We start from the raw sequence: 20950 nt of genomic DNA on the forward strand, positions 1-20950 counted from the left end.
GTACCGTCTCACGCCGTGTCGATCCCCAGCACGACGGTGGTCGTGGTGACGTGGCGTGGCCGCGAGCACATCACCGCCTGCCTCGACGCCCTCGCCCGTCAGCGTCCACACCGGACGCTGGTGGTCGACAACGCCTCCGACGACGGCACCGCCGACCTCGTCGCCGCGCACCCGAGCCGACCGGAGACCCTGCGCCTGCCGGTGAACCGCGGTTACGCGGGCGGGCTCGCGGCGGCGTTGCCGGGGATCACCACGGAGTACGTGGCCTGGCTCAACGACGACGCGGCCCCCGACGACGGCTGGCTCGCCGCGCTCGAAGACGCCCTGGACGCCGCGCCCGACGCCGCCGCCGCGACCCCGTCCCTGCTGCTGGCCGACGGCTCGACCCAGTCGGTCGGCGTCAGGCTCACCGCCGACGGGCACGGGGCCGACCTGGTGCTGGCCGGTCGCGAGGTGTTCGGCTTCTGCGGCGGCGCGGCGCTGCTGCGGCGGGCGGCGCTGGAACGCGCGGGCGGTGTCCCGGCCGGGTTCTTCTGCTACTACGAGGACACCGACACGGCGTGGCGGCTGCGGCTGGCCGGGCACCGGGTGCTGTCGGTCGGCCCGGCCCGCGTCCACCACCGGCACGGCGCGAGCACCAACCCCGGCTCCCGCCCGTTCCACCGCTGGAACGAGCGCAACCGGCTGCTGATGCTCCTGCGCTGCGCGCCCGCGGGCGCCGCCCTGCGCGAACTGGCCAGGTTCGCGGCCATCACCGCCCTGCTGCCGGTCCGCCGGGGCGCGCCGGACGCGGCCAACTTCCACGTGCCGCTGCGCCTGCGCGTGCTGCTGGAGGTGCTGGTGAGGCTGCCGACCACGCTGGCGCAGCGGTGGCGGATCGGCCGACGTGCGACAGTGGGCCGTCGCGTGGTGTGGCGGGAGTGGGCGGGCCGTTGAGGGAGCCCGGGTGGTCGGACGGGCGCCGGCGCGGATGGTCCGCGGCGAGGAGCCGGTCGGGGTCGGCTTCGCCGCCTCCGCCGACCTGGAAGGGAGAACCGTGACCGAGTACGTCGAGGTGCGCACGGAGGACGGCGACCTGGTGCCGTTCGAGCTGGACGAGGAGTACGACGGCCCGGTGCGCGCGGGCCGCTGGAACCCGGTCGAGCGCGCCGAGGAGACGCTGGAGAACGGCATCGAGCGGGCCAGGAAGGTGGCCAGGTCGGTGGCCGCGAAGATCGGCAGCATGCCGTCGCCGCGGCCGGACAAGGTGGCCGTGGAGATCGGCCTGAAGGTCAGCTCCAGCGCCGCGCTGGCCATCGCCAAGTCCTCCGCCGAGGCCCACGTCAAGATCACCGTCGAGTGGCACCGCGACAGCCTGCCCGCCGAGGCCCCGCCGGAGGAGGCCGACTCGCGGCCGGACGAGGCGAAGCCCGACCGGCAGGCCGACGCCGAGGCGTAGGGCACCTTGGCCGAACGCTGCGGAGCGTGATGAGGCAGAGTTGGCCCGTGGAGCACGGAACCCTGCCTGACGTGTCGGTGGTCGTCGTCAACTACCGCGGCGCCGACGACACCGTCACCTGCCTGCGCGCGCTGTTCGGCGACCTCGACTACCCGGCGGAGAAACTCCAGGTCATCGTGGTCGACAACGCCTCGGGCGACGGCAGCGCGGAGCGCATCCGGGCCGCCGCGCCCGACGCGGAGGTCGTCGAGGCGCCGACCAACCTCGGCTTCGCGGGCGGCTGCAACCTCGGTGTGCGCGCGGCGCGCGGCTCGGTGGTCGCGTTCCTCAACAACGACGCCCGCCCGGACCCGGAGTGGCTGCGCGAGGCGGTGCGGGTGCTGCGCGCCGAGCCCACCGTCGGCGCGGTGGCGAGCAAGGTGCTCGACTGGGACGGCCGCGGGATCGACTTCGTCGACGGCGGCCTCACGTGGTTCGGCATGGGCTACAAGCGGCACGCGGGCCAACCGGACGACGGCTCCCACGACACACCGCGCGACGTGCTGTTCGGCACCGGCTCGGCGCTCGTCGCCCGCACCGCGGTGTTCCGCGAGCTGGGCGGCTTCGACGAGCGGTTCTTCATGTTCTACGAGGACGTCGACCTCGGCTGGCGGATGAACCTGCGCGGCTGGCGCGTCCGCTACGTGCCGACGTCCCTGACCTACCACAAGCACCACGCCTCGATGTCCACTGTGGACACCAGCCGTGAGCTGTACCTGTTGGAGCGCAACGCCCTCGCCGCGCTCTACAAGAACTTCTCCGACGAGACGCTGGCCAAGGTGCTGCCGGCCGCGCTGGCCCTGGTGGTCCGCCGGGCCACCGCGCGCGGCGAGCTGGACGCCACCCAGCTGGAGATCACCCGCCGTCCCGAGAACCCGGCCGACGACCGCGCGCCGGTGCCGGTGTCGCGGCAGGCGCTGGCCGGGTTCCTCGCGATCGACCAGTTCGTGGAGCTGCTGCCGTCGCTGGCCGAGTCGCGCAAGGCCGAGCAGGCCGCGCGGCGGGTGACGGACACCGACCTGGCGCCGTTGATGCGCAAGGCGATGGAACCCGCCTACCCCCTGCCCCGCTACCTGGCCGCGCACGACGTGCTGGTCGAGGTGTTCGGGCTGGAGGAGGTGTTCGGCCGGCCGCGCCGGGTGCTGGTGGTCACCGGTGACGCGCTCGCCGACCGGATGGCCGGCCCCGCGATCCGGGCCTGGAACATGGCCGACGTGCTCTCCGGCGAGCACGACGTCCGGCTCGTCACGATCAACGCGCTGTGCGACCCGCCCGAGTCGTCGTTCCCGGTGAGCCGCGCCACGCCGCGCGAACTGGTCGAGCACGCCGAGTGGGCCGACATCATCGTGCTCCAGGGCCACGTGCTGGAGAACGTCGGCTTCCTGAAGGAGCCGGGAAACACGAAGATCGTCGTCTGCGACATCTACGACCCGATGCACCTCGAACTGCTGGAGCAGGGCAAGGACTCGACCGACGAGCAGCGCTCCCTCGACCTGGTCGGCGTCACCCGGATCATCGACAACCAGCTGCGGCGCGGCGACTTCTTCCTGTGCGCCTCCGAGCGGCAGCGGCACTTCTGGCTGGGCCACCTGACCGCGATCGGCCGCCTCACGCCCGCCCTGTACGACAACGACCCCACCGTGCGCTCGCTGCTGGCCGAGGCGCCGTTCGGGCTGCCGGGCAAGCCGCCGCAGCGCACCGGGCCGGGGCTGCGCTCGACGTTGGGCATCGACGAGTCGGACAAGGTCGTGCTGTGGGCGGGCGGCGTCTACAGCTGGTTCGACCCGCTGACCCTGCTGCACGCGGTGGACCGGCTGCGGACCCGCCGGTCGGACGCGCGGCTGGTGTTCCTCGGCATGAAGCACCCCAACCCCGAGGTGCCGGACATGGACATCGCGGGGCAGACCCGCGCGCTGGCCAAGCGGCTGGACCTCGTGGGCTCGCACGTGTTCTTCAACGAGACCTGGGTGCCCTACCACGACCGGCAGAACTGGCTGCTCGACGCGAACGCCGGCGTGACCACGCACTACGAGCACGTGGAGACGACGTTCGCGTTCCGGACGCGGGTGCTGGACTACCTGTGGGCCGGGCTGCCGATCGTGACCACCGACGGCGACTCGTTCGCCGACCTGGTGCGCCGGGAGAACCTGGGCGTGGTGGTGCCGTCGGAGGACCCGGACGCGTTGGCCGACGCGTTGGAGAAGGTCATGTACGACACCGCGTTCGCCGCCGGGTGCGTCGAGCGGATCGCCGCCGTGCGGGAGCGGTTCACCTGGGAGAACGTGCTCGCGCCGCTGACCGGGTTCTGCCGCAACCCCCGGCCCGCCGCCGACCGGCTGACCGGCACGTCGTTCATGGTGCCCAACCGGGCGCTCGGCCGGCTGGAGAAGGTGCAGCGGGACGTCTCGCTGGTCAAGGAGTACATGACCGCCGGCGGCGCGGGCGAAGTGGCCCGACGGGCGACCGGCCGGGTGCTGAAGAAGTTGCGCGGCCGTGGCTAGGCCGCTGCGGGTGCTGATCGACGGCACCCCGCTGCTCGGGCAGCGGACCGGGATCGGCCGCTACACGGCGGCGTTGGCCGAGGAGCTGGCGTCGATGCTGGACGAGGTCGACGTGCGCGCGGTCGCGTTCACGTTGCGCGGGTGGCGCGCGCTGCGGACCGTGCTGCCGCACGACGTGGTGGCGCGCGGGCTGCCGGTGTCGGCGCGGCTGCTGCGGCAGTTCTGGCTGCGGATGCCGTTCCCGCCGGTGGAGTTCCTGGCCGGGCCGACGGACGTCATGCACGCGACGAACTTCGTCCTGCCGCCCGCGCTGCGGGCCGGCGGCGTGACGACCATCCACGACCTGGCGTTCCTCGACACGCCCGGCGACCTGCCGCCGTCGGACCGCCGGCTGCCCGAGCTGGTGCAGAGGTCGGCCACCCGCGCGGACGTCGTGTGCACGCCGACCCGCGCGGTGGCCGAGGTCGTGATGGAACGCCTCGGCGTGCCCGAGTCGAAGATCGTGGTGACGCCGCTGGGCGTCGACCCGGCGTGGTTCGCGGCCCGGCCGCCGTCGCCCGGGCTGCGCGCCCGGCTCGGGTTGCCGTCGGAGTACCTGCTGTTCGTCGGCGCCGGCGGGCCCCGCAAGGGCCTGGGCACGTTGCTGACCGCGCACGCCGCCCGACCGTCGTTGCCGCCGCTGGTGCTCGCCGGGCCGCACGTGGTCAGCTCGGACGACCGGGTGGTGCGGACCGGGTACCTCAACGACGTCGACCTGCGGAGCGTCGTGGCGGGCGCGGCGGCGTTGGTGCTGCCCTCGCGCGACGAGGGGTTCGGGCTGCCGGTGCTGGAGGCGTTGGCGTGCAACGTGCCCGTGGTGTGCTCGGACGTGGCGGCGTTGCGCGAAGTCGCCGGCGGGCACGCGACGCACGTGCCGGTGGGTGACGTGGAGGCGTTGGCCGCGGCCATGGTGGCCGCGGTCGAGGCCCCGCCCACACCCGCCGACCAGGCGGCGCGGCGGACCCACGCGGCGGAGTTCACGTGGCGGCGGACGGCCGAGAAGACGCTGACGGCCTACCGGCGCGCCGCGGGGCGGTAGCCGGAGCCAGGAATCCGACTGCGGCTACGACGGCGGTGACCGCGGCGGTGGCACGGGCGCGACCCACCACCCCGCCGGCACGCCGTTCACGGTGAAAGGAGCGACCGGTGCAGCACATCCTCCTCCCCGCGGTGCTCACGCTCGGCGGCGTGGTCGTCGGCCTCGCCGGCTACCTCGGCCTGACCGAACGGTTGCCGCGCAACCGCTTCGTCGGCCTGCGCACCCCGACCACCATGCGCGGTGACGCGGCGTTCCGGGCCGCCAACAAGGCGGCAGGCGCGCCGACGCTCCTCGGCGGGGCCATCGCCGTGGCAGGCGGAACAGCGGCGTGGTTCATCCCGACCGACGGCGCACTGCTCGCGGTGGTCATCGGCACCTCGGTCGCGATGCTGCCCCCGATCCTCGTGGGCGTGCTGCGAGGCGTCGACGCCGCGAAGGCCGCCGAGCGGGAGGACTGACCCGTCAGGAGTGCCCGGGTTGCCGGTCGACTTGGGCCGGCTTGAGGACGCTCCACGAGATCTGCCGTGAACCGGTCACGGCACAGACGCGACGCAGGAACCGCTGCCGCTCGCCGTCAGGACGAGGTGCGGTTGCTTCAGGGGATCGCCCGAGCGCGGACATGGCGGAAAGGTTCTCGCACCGCTCGATCGCAAAACCAGTGCGATAAACCTACTCCACCCCAACGGCCCAACCGACCCCTCCGGTGGTCACTCAGCGCGTCCACTGCGATGATGCCGGCCATGAGCTTCACGGCTGTGTGGCCGATCGTGAAAGAGCAGGACGCCGACGCGGCCGACGAGATGACCGTCGACACGCCGGAGGACGTCGACACCCTCCTCACGCGCCTGGCGGAGCCCGGCGCGGGACCCGCCGTGGTCGAGCACCAGGACCGCGAGCTGATCACGGACACCGAGGGCCTGCTCGGCGCGCCCGGCACCACCAAGATCCCCGACCACGACGTGGCCGTCACCCTCCACCAGGGCTACGGCTACCTCACCTACGCCGACCCGGAGCACGACTACTCGACGCTGCAGGGCGACCCGGCCTCGCCCGAGTACCGCTCCGAGTACGTCGACTACCCGGCCGGCGCGGGCGTGCCGGTGGAGGTCCTGGCGACGGCGTTGAAGGAGTTCCTGGCCACCGCGAAGCGGCCCACCGGAGTCGATTGGCAGGCCGCGTAGGCACGTCGGGGTGGAGGTTGGTGCGGCGTCAGGGGTCGCGGGTCAGGCGTCGCGGCGGCGGTCCCGTACCTCGGGGAGTGCCCGGAAACCCGCGGACTCGTAGGTGGCGACGGCGCCCACGTTGGAGCTCGGGGTGCACACCAGCGCGCTGGACGAGCCCAGGTCCCGCAGCGCGGCCGCGGCGGCGATCGTGACGGCCTTGCCGTAGCCGTGGCCGCGGTGGTCCGAGTGCACGCCCATCGGCTCGATCAACCCCGGCCTGCCCGGACCGGCCGACCACACCGTCACGGCCGCCACGGCGTGGTCCTGCTCGTCGTGCGCGACCAGGCAGCGAGCGTCGGCGTAAGGCGTTCCGCCGGCCATAGCGTGCCAGCGCTCGACGGTGAACGTGGAACCGCTGAACGACGCCCGCTGCACGGCGGCCCGCACGGGAGCCCGCTCCGGTCCGACCACCTCGACCCGCACACCCGGGTCCTCCACCGGCTCCGCCAGGTCACGGCGCAGCGGCGTCCACGGGTCGTCGGTGTCCCAGCCGGCCCCGGCCAGCAGGTCCTGGACCACCGCGGTCCTCGGCGCCTCGACGTAGACCTCGCCCGCGACCAGCACACCGCGTTCCGGATCCCGCACGTCCTCGACCACCCGCCCGGCCAGCTCCTCGTCCTGGTGGACGTCCGGCGCGAACGTCATCCGCAGCAGGTCGGGCGAGTCCAGCAGCCCGACGGCGAGGATCCGGCCGTTCCGGCTCCAGGTCCGCACGGCCGCCGCCGTCGCCTCCGCGCCGTACCGCCAGAACCAGCCCAGGTCGCCCGGGTGCAGCTGCATCGGCGCGCCGTCGTGCTGCCACTCCCGCAGCGCGCCGACCGCCTCGTCGAGCCCGTCGACTCCCGGCCTGCCCAATTCGATCACCATTCCCCGATCACACACCACGGCGCCGGTCGGGTGCACATCGGTTTCGGGGGGTGAGGCGGCGGGGTGAGGGGTATGGGGGCGGGGTGAGGGGCGAGGGGCGGGGCGGCTCGATTTGACATGGGGCCCTTACGGGCACTCCAGGCTGGCCAAAGCCGGGCAGGCCTGGCGGGAAGAGCGTCCGCCAAGCCTGCCCGGCTTCGACCAGCCTAAAGCACCCGAACCCATGTCAAATCGGGCCTGGGTGGGGTGGGGGCGGGTCCGTCGGGGTCAGGGGAGGGCGTTGGTTTTGATGGCGGTGGTCAGGGCTTCCTGCCAGTGCCGCAAGGGGGTCAGGCCGGCGTCGGTCCAGGCTTTGTTGGAGAGGACGGAGTAGGCCGGGCGGGGGGCCGGGCGGGGGAAGTCGGCGGTGGTGCAGGGGTGCACGCGGGTCGGGTCGAGGCCCAGTTCGGTGAAGATGGCGCGGGCGAAGCCGCACCAGGTGGTCTCGCCGCCGCCGGTCGCGTGCAGCACCCGGGCCGGGGTGCCGCCCCCGGAGACGGTGGTGGCCAGTTCCAGGAGGCCGTGCGCCAGGTCGAGCGACCACGTCGGCGAGCCGACCTGGTCGTCCACAACGGACAGTGTGTCGTTGGCGCCGGCCAGGCGGGCCATGGTCTTGACGAAGTTGTTGCCGTGCTCGCCGTAGACCCAGGCGGTGCGGACGATCCAGGAACGGTCCCAAGTGGACAGGACGCGCTGTTCGCCGTCGAGCTTGGTGCGCCCGTAGACCGACTTCGGGGCGGTCTCGTCGGTCGGCTCGTACGGGCGCGTGCCGTCGCCGGGGAACACGTAGTCGGTCGACACGTGGATCAGCGGCACGTCGTGGTCGCGGCAGCTCGCGGCCAGGTGCTCCGGCCCGGTGGCGTTGACCTCGGCCGCCCGGTCGGCGTCGGTCTCCGCGGCGTCGACCGCCGTGTAGGCCGCCGTGTTCACGACCACCGGCCGGAAACCGGTGTCGCGGGCGCTGGCGGCGAACACGGCCACCGCGTCCGCCACCGCCGAGGCGTCGGTCAGGTCCAGTTCGGCTGACGACGGCGCGTGCACGAGGCCGTCGTCGGGGGCCGCCGCGACCACGTCCTGCCCGAGCTGGCCGCGGCCGCCGGGCACCAGGAGTGCGAGCGCCATCAGCCCGCCAGGGCCGCGCGCTGCTTGAGCGGCTCCCACCACGACCGGTTGTCCCGGTACCACTGCACGGTCGAGGCCAGGCCCTCGGCGAAGTCGACGCGCGGCGCGTAGCCCAGCTCGGTGCTGATCTTGGTGATGTCCACCGAGTAGCGCCGGTCGTGGCCCTTGCGGTCGGTGACGGGCTCCACGAACGAGTCCCAGTCACGCCCGGTGGCCGCCAGCAGGCGCTCGGTCAGGTCGCGGTTGGTCAGCTCGGTGCCGCCGCCGATGTTGTAGATCTCACCGCCGCGCCCGCCTTCGAGGACGAGCTGGATGCCCCGGCAGTGGTCGTCCACGTGCAGCCAGTCGCGGACGTTGAGGCCGTCGCCGTACAGCGGCACCTTCTTGCCGTCGACCAGGTTGGTGACGAACAGGGGGATGACCTTCTCGGGGAACTGGTACGGACCGTAGTTGTTCGAGCACCGGGTGATGCACACCGGCAACCCGTGGGTGCGGAAGAACGACCTCGCCAGCAGGTCCGACGACGCCTTGGACGCCGAGTAGGGCGAGTTCGGCTCCAGGACGTGGTCCTCGGTCCAGGAACCCTCGTCGATCGTGCCGTAGACCTCGTCGGTCGAGACGTGCACGAACTTGGCCACCCCCGCCTCCAGCGCGCCCTGCAGCAGCGTCTGGGTGCCGAGCACGTTGGTCAGCACGAAGTCGGCCGAACCGGAGATCGAGCGGTCCACATGGGACTCGGCGGCGAAGTGCACCACCACGTCCGTCCGGCTCATCAGGTCCGCGACCAGCTCGCGGTCGCAGATGTCGCCGCGGACGAAGGTCAGCCTCGGATCGTTCGCGACCGGCGCCAGGTTCGCCTCGTTGCCGGCGTAGGTGAGCTTGTCCAGCACCACCACCTCGGCATCGGCGTAGGCCGGGTACGCGCCGGCCACCATCTCCCGCACGTAGTGCGAACCGATGAACCCGGCCCCACCCGTTACCAGTACCCGCATGCTCAGTGTCCTCCTGGAAGCGGTTGCTCATCGCAGTCTGTCACGAGTGCCTTTCGTGCAACCCACCTGGTTGTTACAGCGTCTCCCGTATAAGAGGTATGTCCGGTGCGGTTCCGCACCGCGCCACAGGTCCGGGGGAGGCAGGCAGTGGACTCCAGTCCGCCACGAACAGCCGGTGGATCGGCTGCTCTGCGTGCGCTCGCGCTCACCGCGCGTTCACTGCTGGCATTGGTCTCGGCGGCTGTGCTCGTCGTCACGTGGTACGGCTGGTACTACCTCAGCGACATCGACGACGACATCACCACGACCGACGTCATCGCGTCCTCGGTGACGCAGGACTCCGACGGCGTGGCCCGCAAGCCGCTCGACGGGGCGGTCGACATCCTCCTCGTCGGCGTCGACAGCCGCACCGACGCGCAGGGCAACCCGCTGTCGGACGAGGTGTTGGCGCTGCTCAACGGCGGTGTGGCGGACGGCACGCAGAACACCGACACGATGATCCTGGTGCACATCCCGCAGGACGGCACGCGCGCGGTGGCCATCTCGTTCCCGCGCGACTCGCACGTGGAGATCGCCGACGGGTTCGGCAAGCACAAGCTGAACTCCGCCCTGGCCCGGCAGAAGAACGAGACGGCGCAGGAGCTGCGCGAGCAGGGCGTGACCGACGAGGCCCGCATCGAGCTCCAGTCGACGCTGGCCGGCCGCAAGACGTTGATCAAGACGATCGAAGGGCTGACCGGCGGGTCCGTCACCGTCGACCGGTACGCCGAAGTCAACCTGGCCAGCTTCTACGAGGTGACGAAGGCGCTCGGCGGCGTCGAGGTGTGCCTGAACCAGGCCACCAGCGACCACGACTCGGGCGCGGACTTCCCGGCCGGGCGGCAGACCATCGAGGGCGCGAAGGCGCTGTCGTTCGTCCGCCAGCGCGGCGGGCTGCCCGGCGGGGACCTGGACCGGATCGTGCGGCAGCAGGTGTTCATCGGCGCGCTGGCCCGCAAGGTGCTGTCCACCGGCACGTTGACCGACTTCGACCAGCTCAACCAGCTCGTGACGGCGGTGAAGAAGTCCGTCGTGCTGAGCGAGGGGTGGAACATCACCGAGTTCGCCACGCAGATGCAGGGCCTGGTGGGCGGCAACATCCAGTTCCGCACGATCCCGGTGGGCGACCCGACGGACACGTGGAGCGACGGCAACGTGCTGCCGGTCGACCCGGCCCGGGTGCGGCAGTTCATCAAGGGCCTGGCGAGCGACAACGACCCGTCGAAGGCCCCCGCCACGACCACGACGCCGTCCGGGCCGCCGCCCTCGGCGATCACCGTGCACGTCTACAACTCCGCGGGCGTGAACCGATTGGCGGCGAGCGTGCTGGACGCGTTGGTGGAGAAGGGTTTCCGGCGCGGCCTCGCGGACTCCGGGCCGTACGCGGACACCACGTCCGTGCGGTACGCGCCGGGTGAGCGGGGCAGTGCCGAGAGGGTGATCTCCGCCCTGGGCGGTAACGCCGAGGCCGTCGAGGACGACTCCGTGCCCAGAGGGCAGGTTCTGGTGTACGCCGGCGCCGACTACGAGCCGCCGGACCAGTCCGACCCGGCGTCGGTCGACGTCACCGGCACGGGGAGCGCGCCCTCGACCAGCTCCACCCCGCCGATCACCGCCGACGGTGTGGTCTGCGTCAACTGACACACCCACCTACCGGTGAACCCGGGCGTCCGACCGGCCGAAGGTGGTTAGCCTGGTCGGACACCCACTTGTAGGAGGAACGCCGGTGAGGGCTGCGGTGATCGCCGGACGCGTGCTCGTCGCGCTGCTGTCCGCGGCCGTGCTGGCGGCTGCCGGGTACGGCTGGTCGACGTTGCAGCGCGTGCAGGAGAGCGTGAACACGACGGACGTGCTGACGGCGTTGTCGGACGTGCCGAACGCGCCGCCCGTGGCCGACGGCGCGACGGACATCCTGCTGGTCGGCAGCGACAGCCGCACCGACGCCCAGGGCGTGCAGCTGCCGGACCACGTGCTGCGGAAGCTGCGCACGGAGGCGACGGACACGCTCAACACGGACACGATCATCGTGATGCGCGTGCCGCACGACGGCAGCAAGGCGCACGCCGTGTCGATCCCGCGGGACACCTACGTGCCCATCCCCGGGATCGGCGAGGAGAAGATCAACTCGGCGTACGGGCTGACCAAGTTCTTCACCATGGAGCGGCTGGCCGCGGCCGGCACGTCGGACCTGACCGAGCGCGCCAAGGCGGGCGACCAGGCAGGGCGGCGGGCGCTGGTGCAGGTGGTGCAGGAGCTGACCGGCGTGCGGGTGGACCACTACGCGGAGATCAACCTGTACGGGTTCTACCTGCTCACCGAGGTCATCGGCGGCGTGGAGGTGTGCCTGAAGCAGGGCACGTCGGACCCGGACTCGGGCGCGGACTTCCGCGCGGGCGTGCAGACGATCGCCGGTGGCGACGCGCTGGCGTTCGTGCGGCAGCGCAAGGGCATCCCCGGCGGCGACCTCGGGCGGATCACCCGGCAGCAGGTGTTCATGTCGGCGGCGATGTCGAAGCTGCTGTCGGCGGGCACGCTGGCGGACCCGACGCGGCTGTCCGGGCTGCTGGACGCGGTGAACAAGTCGATCGTGGTGGACGACAACCTGGACCTGGCGACGTTCGCGGGGCAGGCGCGCGGGCTGGCCGGCGGGAACGTCGAGTTCGCCACCATCCCGGTGACCGGCGTGGGCGAGCGCAACGAGCGCGGCCAGAGCGTCGTGACCGTGGACCCGGCGCAGGTGAAGGCGTTCGTGGCGGAGCTGCTGGGCGACAAGACGCCCGCGCCCGTCGCGCCCACGACCACGGCGCCCCCGACTTCGGCTTCGCCGACCCAGCGCTTCGCCGCCGACCGCCCGGTGAGCCTCGACGGCCCGCGCCGGCGTGCCGCCCAGGCCGGCCCGGTCTGCGTCGACTGACGTCCGAAACGTTCAAGACGCGCCGGTGGCCGCGGTGCCACGATCGGCGGCATGGACCACGCCGCCCTCGCCCGCGCACACGCGTTCCTGGACACGCACGCCCGACTGCTCGAACGGCGGCTCGCCCGGCTGTGGTCGCAGCCGGACCCGGTCCCGGCGGTCGCGGTCGTGGACGCGCTCGCGGGCTACCGCAACGCCGACGGCGGGCTGGGTCACGCGCTGGAACCGGACGTGCGCGCGCCGCACAGCCAGCCGCTGGCCGTCGACTTCGCGCTCGGCGTCCTCGGGCAGGTGCTGGACTCGCCCGCGGGCGGCGACGCGGTGGTGCGGCGGACGGTCACCGGGTTCGCCGGGAGCCTGGTGCCGTACCTCGAATCGGTGACGTCACCCGACGGCGGGCTGCCGATCGTGCTGCCGGACATCGCCGACCACGCCCGGGCCGAGCACTGGGGCGACGGCCGGTTCCCGGTCGGGCTCAACCCGACGGCGGGCATCGTCGCGGGCCTGCGGAAGGCCGGCGTGTCCGCCGACTGGCTCGACACGGCCGACGGGTTCTGCCGGGCGCGGATCGAGGACCTGCCCGACATCGTCGACGCGCACACGGGGCTCAACGTGCTGCACTACCTGGCGAGCACCCCGGACCGGGAATGGGCCGGCCGGCACGGGCTGTCGGTCTCGGACCTGACCCTGTTCCACCTCCACCCGGGCGAGGGGTACGGCCTGACCCCGCTCGACTTCGCGCCGTCGCCGACCGACCCGCTGCGCGCCCTGTTCCCGGCCGACGCGATCACCGCGCACCTGGACGCGCTGGTGTCGGCGCAGGGCGACGACGGCGGCTGGTCGGTGCCGTGGCAGCCGCCGGGCCCGGCGGCGGCGCTGGAGTGGCGCGGCGTCGTGACCGCCAACGCCGTGCGCCTCCTGACCACCAACCGCGTGTCCTACACCCGGAACGCGCGTGTCCTGCGTTCCGGTACCCCGAGTTGAGCGCTCAGGACGCCCGGCACGTGGGCTGAGCGTTCAACTCGGGTATCGGGAACGTAGGACACGCGCGTTCCGGACGTAGGACACGCGCGTTCTGGAGGTAGGACACGCGCGTTCTGGAGGTAGGACACGCGGGGGTCGGGGTGGTGGGCGCGGCCGGACGTGGCAAGGTTGGCCCATGACCGTCACGGATGCCCTGTTCGCGCCCCTGTTCGCGGCGAATCCCGGCCGTCCCCTGATCACGCACTACGACGACGCGGCGGGCACCCGGGTCGAGCTGTCGCGCGCCACCATCCGGAACTGGGCGGCCAAGACGGCGAACTGGCTCCGTGACGAGCACGACGTCGAGCCCGGCGACCCGGTGGCCGTGCTGCTGCCCGCGCACTGGCAGACGGCCGGCGTGCTGCTGGGCGCGTGGTGGTGCGGCGCGGCGGTGACGGACGACCCGGCCGGCGCGAAGGTGGCCGTCGTGGCGCCCGGCGGCGAAGCGCCCGGAGCGCTGGTGACGGCCGTGGCGTCGTTGCACCCCATGGGGTTGGGCAGCGGCGCGCCCGTGGACTACAACGACGACGTGCGCGTGTTCGGCGACGACTTCGCGCCGTGGGAGCCCGTTCCCGGCGCCACGCCCGCCCTGCTGAAGTCCACTGTGGACGAGGTGGTGGAGGAGGCGCACCAGCGGGCGGCGACGTTGGGCATCACCACGGCTACCCGCGTGCTGTCCACTGTGGAGTGGGGTCTGCCGGACGGTCTGCTGAACGGTTTCCTGGCCGTGCTGGCGGGCGGAGGCTCGCTGGTGCAGTGCAGCAACGCCGCACCGGACCTGCTGGCCGCGCGCCGCGCCGGCGAGCAGACGACCCTCGACCTGGTCGGCTGACCCCCAGACCGGCTGCTCGGCCCCGCGCCCCCTGGTCAACCTGGCGACGGACAGCGACCCGCCGTTGAACCCGACCGCGAGGGCGGCCACCCCGAGCGCGAGGACCGGCGCGCCGAGCATGTCCAGCGCCGGCAGCACGCCGACGACCGGCGCCGCGACGCCGAGGACCAGCAGCTCGGCGACCTCCTGCCAGGCGTGGGCGGTGAAGACCGCTCCCACGCCGAGCCCGGCCGAAGCTGTCAACCACTTCTCCGGCGTCCGGGACCGGTTGACAGCGACTCGACGGCGGCGTAGAAAACCGGTCAGTTAGATAACCAAGTGGTTAGGTAGCCATGGCGGACGATCCCCTGAGCATCACCTTCGCGGCCCTGGCCGACCCGACGCGCCGGGCCATCCTGGCGCGGCTCGCGAACGGCGCGGCGACCGTGAAGGAACTCTCCGAGCCGTTCGCGATGAGCGGGCCGGCGGTGTCCAAGCACCTGCGCGTGCTGGAACGGGCCGGGCTCATCACGCGCGGCCGTGACGCGCAGTGGCGGCCGTGCGCGCTCGACGCGACCCCGTTGCGCGAGGTCACCGAGTGGGCCGACGGTTTCCGCCGCTTCTGGGACGACAGCTACCGCCGCCTGGACTCCTACCTCGAACGCATGAAGGAGCAGGACGATGACGACTGACACCACCGTGTCGTGGACCACGCCGTCCCCGGTGGAGGTGGCGCTGACCAGGACGTTCGACGCGCCGCAGCAGCTGGTGTTCGAGGCGTTCACCGAGCCGGAGCACGTCGCGCGCTGGATGCTCGGCCCCGAGGGGTGGACGATGCCCGTGTGCGAGATCGACCTGCGGCCGGGCGGGCGGTGGCACATGGTGTGGCGGCGGACCGACGGCAGCGAGATGGCGATGACCGGCGAGTACCTCGAGGTCACGCCCTGGTCGAAGACGGTGCAGACCGAGTCGTGGGGCCCCGGGTGGGCCTCGACGGTCAACACGACCCGGTTCATCGCGGACGGTGACCGCACGACGGTCGTGCAGACGATGGAGTTCCCCTCCCAGGCGGACCGCGACCGCGCCCTCGGGACGGGGATGAAGGACGGGGCCGAGGTCAGCTACGAGCGGCTGGCGGCGCACCTGGCCGCCGCGGGCTGAGCCGGCACGTCCGTTCGGCGGCAACGTTCCCCGATCGGGTTTGGCGTTCACGCGTTGGGGTTACTGAGCGGTTGACCCGCGACCGTGGGACCGCTGAACCGGATCGGTGGAGATGCTCAGTTCGTACCTGGAGTCGATTCGGACCGGCTTCGCGGCGTTCGTCGGCGTCGGCGTGCTCGTCCTGCTGCCGTTGATCGCGTTGCACTACTACCGGTTCGGGCGGGTGGAGCCGCGTCGGGCGGTGGTGCTGTACGGGCTGCTGGCGTACGGGCTGGTGGCGTTGGCGCTGATCTTCCTGCCGTTCCCGTCGTCACTGGTGTGCGACGGCGAGACGATGCTGTCCACCAGGCCGTTCCAGTGGGTGACGGACATGCGCCACAACCTGGCGGCGAACGGGCGCTCCGGGTTGGGGGCCGTGGTCACGTCGACCGCGTTCCTGCAGCAGGCGTTCAACGTCGCGCTGTTCGTGCCGCTGGGCGTGGTGCTGCGGAAGTCGTACGGGCGCGGCGCGTTCGCCGTGGTCGCGATCGGCCTGGGGATCTCGCTGGCGGTCGAGGTGGTGCAGTACACCGGGAACCTGGGCGTGTACCCGTGCCCGTACCGCATCGCCGACGTCGACGACCTGATCTCGAACACCACCGGCGCCCTCGTCGGGTGGATGCTCGCCCCGGTAGCGCTGGTCGTCCCCGCCGTGCCGCACCCGGACGCGTCCACCGCCCCACCGCACACCGTGACCGTGCCGCGCAGGTTCGCCGCGCTGATGGTGGACGTGGTGATCCTGATCGTGGGCACCCACCTGGTCTTCGGCGACAACCTGTGGTGGCTGGTCGCCCTGACCGTGGCGATCCGGGTGGTGCTGCCGTCCGCGACCGGCCGGACGCCGGGCGGGTGGCTGCTGCGCTACCGACTCGGCCGCGCGGACGGCGGCCGGGCCAATCCCCTGCGGGTCTTCCTGCGCGAGCTGCTGGGCGTGACGGGCCTGGTCACCTACGCCGCCGTCGCGCCCAGCGAGTGGTGGTTCGCCCTGGACCTGTGCGTGCTGGCGTTCGTCGTCCTGGGCGCGTTCGCCGTCCCGGTCTTCCGCCGGGACCAGCGGGGCTGGCCGGACCTGCTCGCCGGCACCCGCGCGGTGCCGGCGGCCGGCCGATCCCGGACAGCCCCGCTCGCACCCGTACCGCGGTAGGAGCAGTCCTCCACACCGGTTCCGGGCACGGGGCCACCGGTTCCCGATCAGAAGCAGATACCGGTGTACGCGAGCGCCGAGGCCAGGATGTAACCGTCGCCGAAGTGGGTGTTGCTCTGGTCGTAGAGGTTGCCGTAGTACCAGCTGCCCGACGGGTTGGGCACGTTGAACTTGTCGCCGACGAACGCGTACGCCTTGACCGACCCGCCGGGCGAGTGGCGGAGGGTCGCGTTGCTCGCCAGCACGTACTGCCGGGTGCACTGGATGCCGATCTCACCGGCCGCGGCCTCGACCGGGGCGGCCACCGCCACACCGCCGGACACCGTGAGGCCGACACCCATCGCGAGTGCCACGACAGCGGTCTTGGTCCTGTTCATGAGGCCTGCTCCCATTTTTGCGTCGCCCGCGGCTCGTTCGGCCGAACCGGGACGCAACGGTAGGGGCAGGGAACACCGAACACACTCGACCATCGGAGTAACGCCCCACTACGGCCCGTGATACTCCACCGGGAACCGTGCGGACACCCGCAGGGAAGACCGAAGGCGGCCTGATCACGAAGAACAGACGCTGTCGCTCGGCGACGAGGAGATCCACTGCGCCCGCTGCGGCGGAGGGTGGGGTCAGGCCGACCGGCCGCGGCTGGTGATCGACCTCGACGGCCTGCGCTGCTTCACGTGCCTGCTCCGGGCTGGGCACGACTTCACCGCGGGACTCACCGCGCGCCGACTGCCCGACCCAGAGGAGTTCCGGTCCGCGGTCCGCAGCATGAACACCGACGGCCCAGCAGGAGACGAGGCATCTCGTAACAGCAGCAAGCACCGAACCGACCCATCACTTAGCAACCTCCCGCTTTAGGAGTCCACCGTGTCCGAGCCACAGCCCGGCCCGTTCCAGCCGTTCGTCTCCGTGTACCAGGGCACGCCCGGCACCGGCGCGAACTGGAAGCATCACTTCGCCCAGGCGTCGCTGCACCGCATCCGGAACAGCGCGTCTGTCGAGGAGGCGCAGGCGCAGGCAACGACGGAGGCCGTGGTTCTGTTGCACTCGATCCGCCGCATCCTCATCTGGACCCTGGTGATCGTGCCGCTTGTGCTGGTCGCCGTCGGTGTCGTGGTGATCGTGATGGCCCCGGGCCCGGACAGCAACAGCCTGTACTGAGGCACGACGAAACGCCCCCGCTCCACCGGCTCGGAGGCTGACAGAGCGGGGGCGTCCGTTCACCCGCGCGCAGGTAGGTGCGCCGAGCGACGCAGGGCGTCACGCGATTTGGGGGCGTTCAAATAAGGTTGTCGACGCGCCCCTTCATCATCACGAACGGCGGCATCAACGGGTCGCGGAAGCGGTAGCGGAACCGCCGGGTGGTGCCGATTCGCTTGAGGATGCCACCCCGCCCCTCCGAGGATGAGAAATCCTTGAGGTGCGCGTGAAGGGTGCCCAGGATATCCCGTGGTGCGGGGAGAACGGGCGCATTCGCAATAAGCGGTGGGGAGTCGGCAAGCGCTACCTCGCGGTCTGGCACGACCCCGAAGGGAACGAGCGGACCAAGGCGTTCGCCAAGAAGACACCGGCGGACCTGCACTGGCAGGCGCAGGAGACCGATGTCGAGCGTGGCGACTACCGCGACCCGAAGGCGGGCCGGGAGAAGTTCGCCGAGGTCGCCGAGCGGTGGTTCACGTCCCGCAAGGTCGACCCGTCGAGCGCGATCAAGTACGAGTCCGTCTACCGCTTGCACGTCGAGCCGGTGTTCGGGCGCAAGTCGGTGAAGGCCATCCGGCCGTCCGACGTGTCGACGTTTCAGACGCAGCTCGGCGAGCGGTTCGGTCCGTCGACCGTGGCCGCCGCGCGCCTGGTCATCGTCGGGGTGCTGGACCTGGCGCTAGCCGACGACCTGATCAAGAAGAACCCGGCGACGAACAAGGTCGTCCAGAGCATCGACACGGAGCCCGCGGGCAAGGTCGTCGCCTGGTCCGACGACGTGGTGTTCACCGTCATCGACGCGCACCCGGACCTGCTCCGCGCCATGCCCACACTCGCCGCCACCTGCGGCCTACGAGAGGGCGAACTGTTCGGCATCGCCGAGGAGGACGTCGACTTCGAGGCCGGTGTGGTCCACGTCCGGCGGCAGCTCAAGAAGCTCGGCCGCGACCACGTGTTCGGCTGCCCAAGAACGACTCGGAGCGCACGGTGCCGCTCCCGAAGGGCACGGCGCAGGTGCTCCGCGAGCACATCCGCAAGCACCCACCGCAGCCGCTCACGCTGCCCTGGGAGAAGCCGACCGGCACGCCAGTGACGCACCGGCTCCTGTTCCGCTGGCTCGATGGCGGACACCTCAAGCCGCGCGCCTACTCGGAGACGGTGTGGAAGCCGGCCATCGCTGCGGCCGGCGTCATCCCGGAGCCGACGAAGGACAACCGGGGGCGGAGGCGGTACGTCACCACACGCAAGGAGGGGACGCACCAGCTGCGCCACTACTTCGCGTCGGTGATGCTCGCTGACGGGGTGAACGTCAAGGAGCTCGCCGAGTACATGGGCCACCACGATGCGGCGTACACGCTGAAGAAGTACGTGCACCTGCTGCCGGACTCGCACGACCGCGCCCGATCGGCGATGGACGCCCGCATGTTCCGGCCGCGCGCCGTGGGCTGACGACCGGGTGTCAGGACACCCGGTCAAGCGGTCGGGTTCCGTGGTTCGACGGAGCGGGACGGAATATGGACGGAACACGCGGGGAAACCATGATCGGCACGGTGCGAGGCGACGACCGGTGTCAGACACCAGCCGTCGCTTCTGACCTGCTCGAACTCAGCGGTTCAGGAGTGCGCGGCTCATGACCACGCGCTGGATCTGGTTCGTGCCCTCGTAGATCTGGGTGATCTTGGCGTCGCGCATCATGCGCTCGACCGGGAAGTCGCGGGTGTAGCCGGCGCCGCCGAACAGCTGCACGGCGTCCGTCGTGACCTCCATCGCCACGTCCGACGCGAAGCACTTGGCCGCCGCCGTGATGAAGCCGATGTTCGGCTCGCCCCGCTCGGCCTTCGCCGCGGCCACGTAGACCATGTGCCGGGCGGCTTCGATCTTCATGGCCATGTCGGCCAGCATGAACTGGACGCCCTGGAACTCGGAGATCGACTTGCCGAACTGCTTGCGGTCCTTGACGTAGGCCACGGCGGCTTCCAGGGCGCCCTGGGCGATGCCCACGGCCTGCGCGCCGATGGTCGGGCGCGTGTGGTCCAGGGTGCGCAGCGCGGTCTTCAGGCCGGTGCCCGGTTCGCCGATGACGCGGTCCGCCGGGATCGTGCAGTTCTCGAAGTGGATCTCGCGGGTGGGCGAGCCCTTGATGCCGAGCTTGCGCTCCTTCGAGCCCACGACGAAACCCGGGTCGTCCTTGTGCACCACGAACGCCGAGATGCCCTGCGACTTCTTCGGCGCGTCGGGGTCCGTCACCGCCATGACCGTGTACCAGGTCGACTCGCCGGCGTTGGTGATCCAGCACTTGGTGCCGTTGAGCACCCAGTGGTCGCCGTCGAGCCTGGCCCGCGTGCGCATCGACGCCGTGTCCGAACCGGCCTCCCGCTCGGACAACGCGTAGGACGCCATCGCCTCACCCGCCGCGATGGACGGCAGGACCTGCTGCTTGAGCGACTCCGACGCCGACAGCAGGATCGGCATCGTGCCCAGCTTGTTCACCGCCGGGATCAGGGACGAGGACGCGCACACGCGCGCCACCTCCTCGATCACGATGCACGTGGCCACCGAGTCGGCGCCCTGGCCGTCGTAGTCCTCCGGCACGTGCACGGCCGCGAAACCGGCCTTGACCAGCGCGTTCAACGCCTCGACCGGGAAGCGCTCCTGCTCGTCCACGTCCGCCGCGTGCGGGGCGATCTCCTTGTCGGCCAGCGACCGGACCGCCTCGCGCAGCGCCTCGTGCTCCTCGGCGAGCTGGTAGGTACCGAAGCTCGGGTCCACGTTAAGTTACCTCCCGGTAGGGCGTCCTACCCGGATGTTAGCGCGCGTTCACTCAGTTCGCCGCTGTGCCGTCCGCAACAGCCCGCAGCGCGGCGTCCTTCTCCAGCACCAGGTCCGACAGCGACGCCTGGAACGCCTCCATCCGCTTGCGCAGCTCGTCGTCCCCCGCCGCCAGCACGCGCACGGCCAGCAGCCCGGCGTTGCGCGCCCCGCCCACGGACACCGTGGCCACCGGCACGCCCGCCGGCATCTGCACGATCGACAGCAGCGAGTCCATCCCGTCCAGGTACTTCAACGGCACCGGCACGCCGATCACCGGCAACGCGGTCGCCGACGCCACCATGCCCGGCAGGTGGGCGGCGCCGCCGGCGCCGGCGATGATCACCCGCAGCCCGCGGGACGCGGCCGTGGCGGCGTAGTCCAGCATCCGCTGCGGCGTGCGGTGCGCCGAGTACACGCCCACCTCGTAGGTGACGTCGAACTCCGCCAGCGCCTCGGCCGCGGCCTTCATCACCGGCCAGTCCGAGTCGCTGCCCATGATCACGCCGACGTGC

General features: G+C 71.8%; 22 protein-coding genes. 16 read left to right on the top strand and 6 right to left on the bottom strand.

All coding sequences use genetic code 11. The annotated features are described in order from the left end of the window. The first annotated feature begins 21 nt into the window (after positions 1-21). The 6 genes from IOD16_RS32360 (at position 22) to IOD16_RS32385 (ending at position 6237) form a co-directional block, all read left to right on the top strand. Entirely contained in the window at positions 22-936 is a 915-nt protein-coding gene (locus IOD16_RS32360) for a glycosyltransferase family 2 protein (protein WP_236595246.1), read from the top strand. A gap of 10 nt (positions 937-946) precedes the next feature. Further along, positions 947-1438: a CU044_2847 family protein gene (locus IOD16_RS32365; RefSeq protein ID WP_236594511.1), complete on the top strand. Its 492-nt coding sequence runs from the start codon at positions 947-949 to the stop codon at positions 1436-1438. A 29-nt stretch (positions 1439-1467) separates the two neighbouring features. After that, the gene (locus IOD16_RS32370) at positions 1468-3978 is read left to right on the top strand and encodes a glycosyltransferase (protein WP_201437533.1); all 2511 of its coding nucleotides are present in this window, start codon (positions 1468-1470) and stop codon (positions 3976-3978) included. Then, positions 3971-5056 (top strand): glycosyltransferase family 4 protein, encoded by a 1086-nt coding sequence (locus IOD16_RS32375; protein WP_236594512.1) that lies wholly within the window; start codon positions 3971-3973, stop codon positions 5054-5056. Before IOD16_RS32370 ends, IOD16_RS32375 begins: the two co-directional genes overlap by 8 nt. Positions 5057-5163: 107 nt before the next feature. Continuing rightward, on the top strand, positions 5164-5514 hold the full coding sequence (locus tag IOD16_RS32380) for an SdpI family protein (protein ID WP_236594513.1): 351 nt from the start codon (positions 5164-5166) through the stop codon (positions 5512-5514). A gap of 282 nt (positions 5515-5796) precedes the next feature. After that, positions 5797-6237, top strand: coding sequence for an Imm1 family immunity protein (locus tag IOD16_RS32385; protein WP_201437534.1), 441 nt, complete (start codon positions 5797-5799; stop codon positions 6235-6237). 42 nt (positions 6238-6279) lie between these two features. On the opposite strand, the gene IOD16_RS32390 is transcribed toward IOD16_RS32385, so the two are convergent. The 3 genes from IOD16_RS32390 to rfbB all read right to left on the bottom strand — a co-directional run bounded on the left by IOD16_RS32390 (position 6280) and on the right by rfbB (position 9299). Next, complete coding sequence (locus tag IOD16_RS32390; RefSeq protein WP_201437535.1) at positions 6280-7146, bottom strand: GNAT family N-acetyltransferase; 867 nt, start codon at positions 7144-7146, stop codon at positions 6280-6282. A gap of 267 nt (positions 7147-7413) precedes the next feature. Next, positions 7414-8307 (bottom strand): dTDP-4-dehydrorhamnose reductase, encoded by an 894-nt coding sequence (rfbD, locus tag IOD16_RS32395; RefSeq protein ID WP_201437536.1) that lies wholly within the window; start codon positions 8305-8307, stop codon positions 7414-7416. Then, the gene (gene rfbB / locus IOD16_RS32400) at positions 8307-9299 is read right to left on the bottom strand and encodes a dTDP-glucose 4,6-dehydratase (protein WP_123745494.1); all 993 of its coding nucleotides are present in this window, start codon (positions 9297-9299) and stop codon (positions 8307-8309) included. Before rfbB ends, rfbD begins: the two co-directional genes overlap by 1 nt. Before the next feature lie 228 nt (positions 9300-9527). On the opposite strand from rfbB, the gene IOD16_RS32405 reads away from it, so the two are divergent. The 7 genes from IOD16_RS32405 to IOD16_RS32435 all read left to right on the top strand — a co-directional run bounded on the left by IOD16_RS32405 (position 9528) and on the right by IOD16_RS32435 (position 16430). Then, complete coding sequence (locus IOD16_RS32405; protein WP_236594514.1) at positions 9528-10979, top strand: LCP family protein; 1452 nt, start codon at positions 9528-9530, stop codon at positions 10977-10979. An 85-nt stretch (positions 10980-11064) separates the two neighbouring features. Next, positions 11065-12252 (top strand): LCP family protein, encoded by a 1188-nt coding sequence (locus IOD16_RS32410; RefSeq protein WP_201437538.1) that lies wholly within the window; start codon positions 11065-11067, stop codon positions 12250-12252. 51 nt (positions 12253-12303) lie between these two features. Then, positions 12304-13236 (top strand): hypothetical protein, encoded by a 933-nt coding sequence (locus IOD16_RS32415; RefSeq protein ID WP_201437539.1) that lies wholly within the window; start codon positions 12304-12306, stop codon positions 13234-13236. A gap of 175 nt (positions 13237-13411) precedes the next feature. Next, positions 13412-14107 carry a TIGR03089 family protein gene (locus IOD16_RS32420; RefSeq protein WP_123745490.1) on the top strand — a complete coding sequence of 232 codons (696 nt, stop codon included), beginning with the start codon at positions 13412-13414 and terminating at the stop codon, positions 14105-14107. 332 nt (positions 14108-14439) lie between these two features. Further along, positions 14440-14778 carry an ArsR/SmtB family transcription factor gene (locus tag IOD16_RS32425; RefSeq protein ID WP_123745489.1) on the top strand — a complete coding sequence of 113 codons (339 nt, stop codon included), beginning with the start codon at positions 14440-14442 and terminating at the stop codon, positions 14776-14778. Next, complete coding sequence (locus IOD16_RS32430; protein WP_123745488.1) at positions 14768-15247, top strand: SRPBCC family protein; 480 nt, start codon at positions 14768-14770, stop codon at positions 15245-15247. Before IOD16_RS32425 ends, IOD16_RS32430 begins: the two co-directional genes overlap by 11 nt. 112 nt (positions 15248-15359) lie before the next feature. Then, a complete protein-coding gene (locus IOD16_RS32435) occupies positions 15360-16430 on the top strand; it encodes a VanZ family protein (protein WP_201437540.1) in 1071 nt (356 codons plus the stop codon). Positions 16431-16477: 47 nt separating this feature from the next. Here IOD16_RS32435 and IOD16_RS32440 read toward each other — a convergent pair whose 3' ends face one another. Then, positions 16478-16807, bottom strand: a complete 330-nt coding sequence (locus IOD16_RS32440) for a hypothetical protein (protein WP_201437541.1) — start codon at positions 16805-16807, stop codon at positions 16478-16480. A gap of 487 nt (positions 16808-17294) precedes the next feature. Between IOD16_RS32440 and IOD16_RS32445 the strand changes: the two genes are divergently transcribed. The 3 genes from IOD16_RS32445 (at position 17295) to IOD16_RS32455 (ending at position 19076) form a co-directional block, all read left to right on the top strand. Next, positions 17295-17588 (top strand): hypothetical protein, encoded by a 294-nt coding sequence (locus tag IOD16_RS32445; protein WP_201437542.1) that lies wholly within the window; start codon positions 17295-17297, stop codon positions 17586-17588. Positions 17589-17853: 265 nt separating this feature from the next. Then, entirely contained in the window at positions 17854-18720 is an 867-nt protein-coding gene (locus IOD16_RS32450) for a site-specific integrase (RefSeq protein ID WP_201437543.1), read from the top strand. Continuing rightward, the gene (locus IOD16_RS32455; RefSeq protein ID WP_442978070.1) at positions 18642-19076 is read left to right on the top strand and encodes a tyrosine-type recombinase/integrase; all 435 of its coding nucleotides are present in this window, start codon (positions 18642-18644) and stop codon (positions 19074-19076) included. The genes IOD16_RS32450 and IOD16_RS32455 overlap by 79 nt, the downstream gene beginning before the upstream one ends. Positions 19077-19232: 156 nt before the next feature. Here the strand turns inward: IOD16_RS32455 and IOD16_RS32460 are convergent, their stop codons facing one another. Beyond that, complete coding sequence (locus IOD16_RS32460) at positions 19233-20396, bottom strand: acyl-CoA dehydrogenase (RefSeq protein WP_201437544.1); 1164 nt, start codon at positions 20394-20396, stop codon at positions 19233-19235. Between the two features lie 52 nt (positions 20397-20448). After that, positions 20449-20934: a 5-(carboxyamino)imidazole ribonucleotide mutase gene (gene purE, locus IOD16_RS32465; protein WP_201441660.1), complete on the bottom strand. Its 486-nt coding sequence runs from the start codon at positions 20932-20934 to the stop codon at positions 20449-20451. Between the last annotated feature and the right edge of the window lie 16 nt (positions 20935-20950).

It is taken from the genome of Saccharothrix sp. 6-C (genome assembly GCF_016695385.1).
GTDB classification, from domain to species: domain Bacteria; phylum Actinomycetota; class Actinomycetes; order Mycobacteriales; family Pseudonocardiaceae; genus Actinosynnema; species Actinosynnema texasense.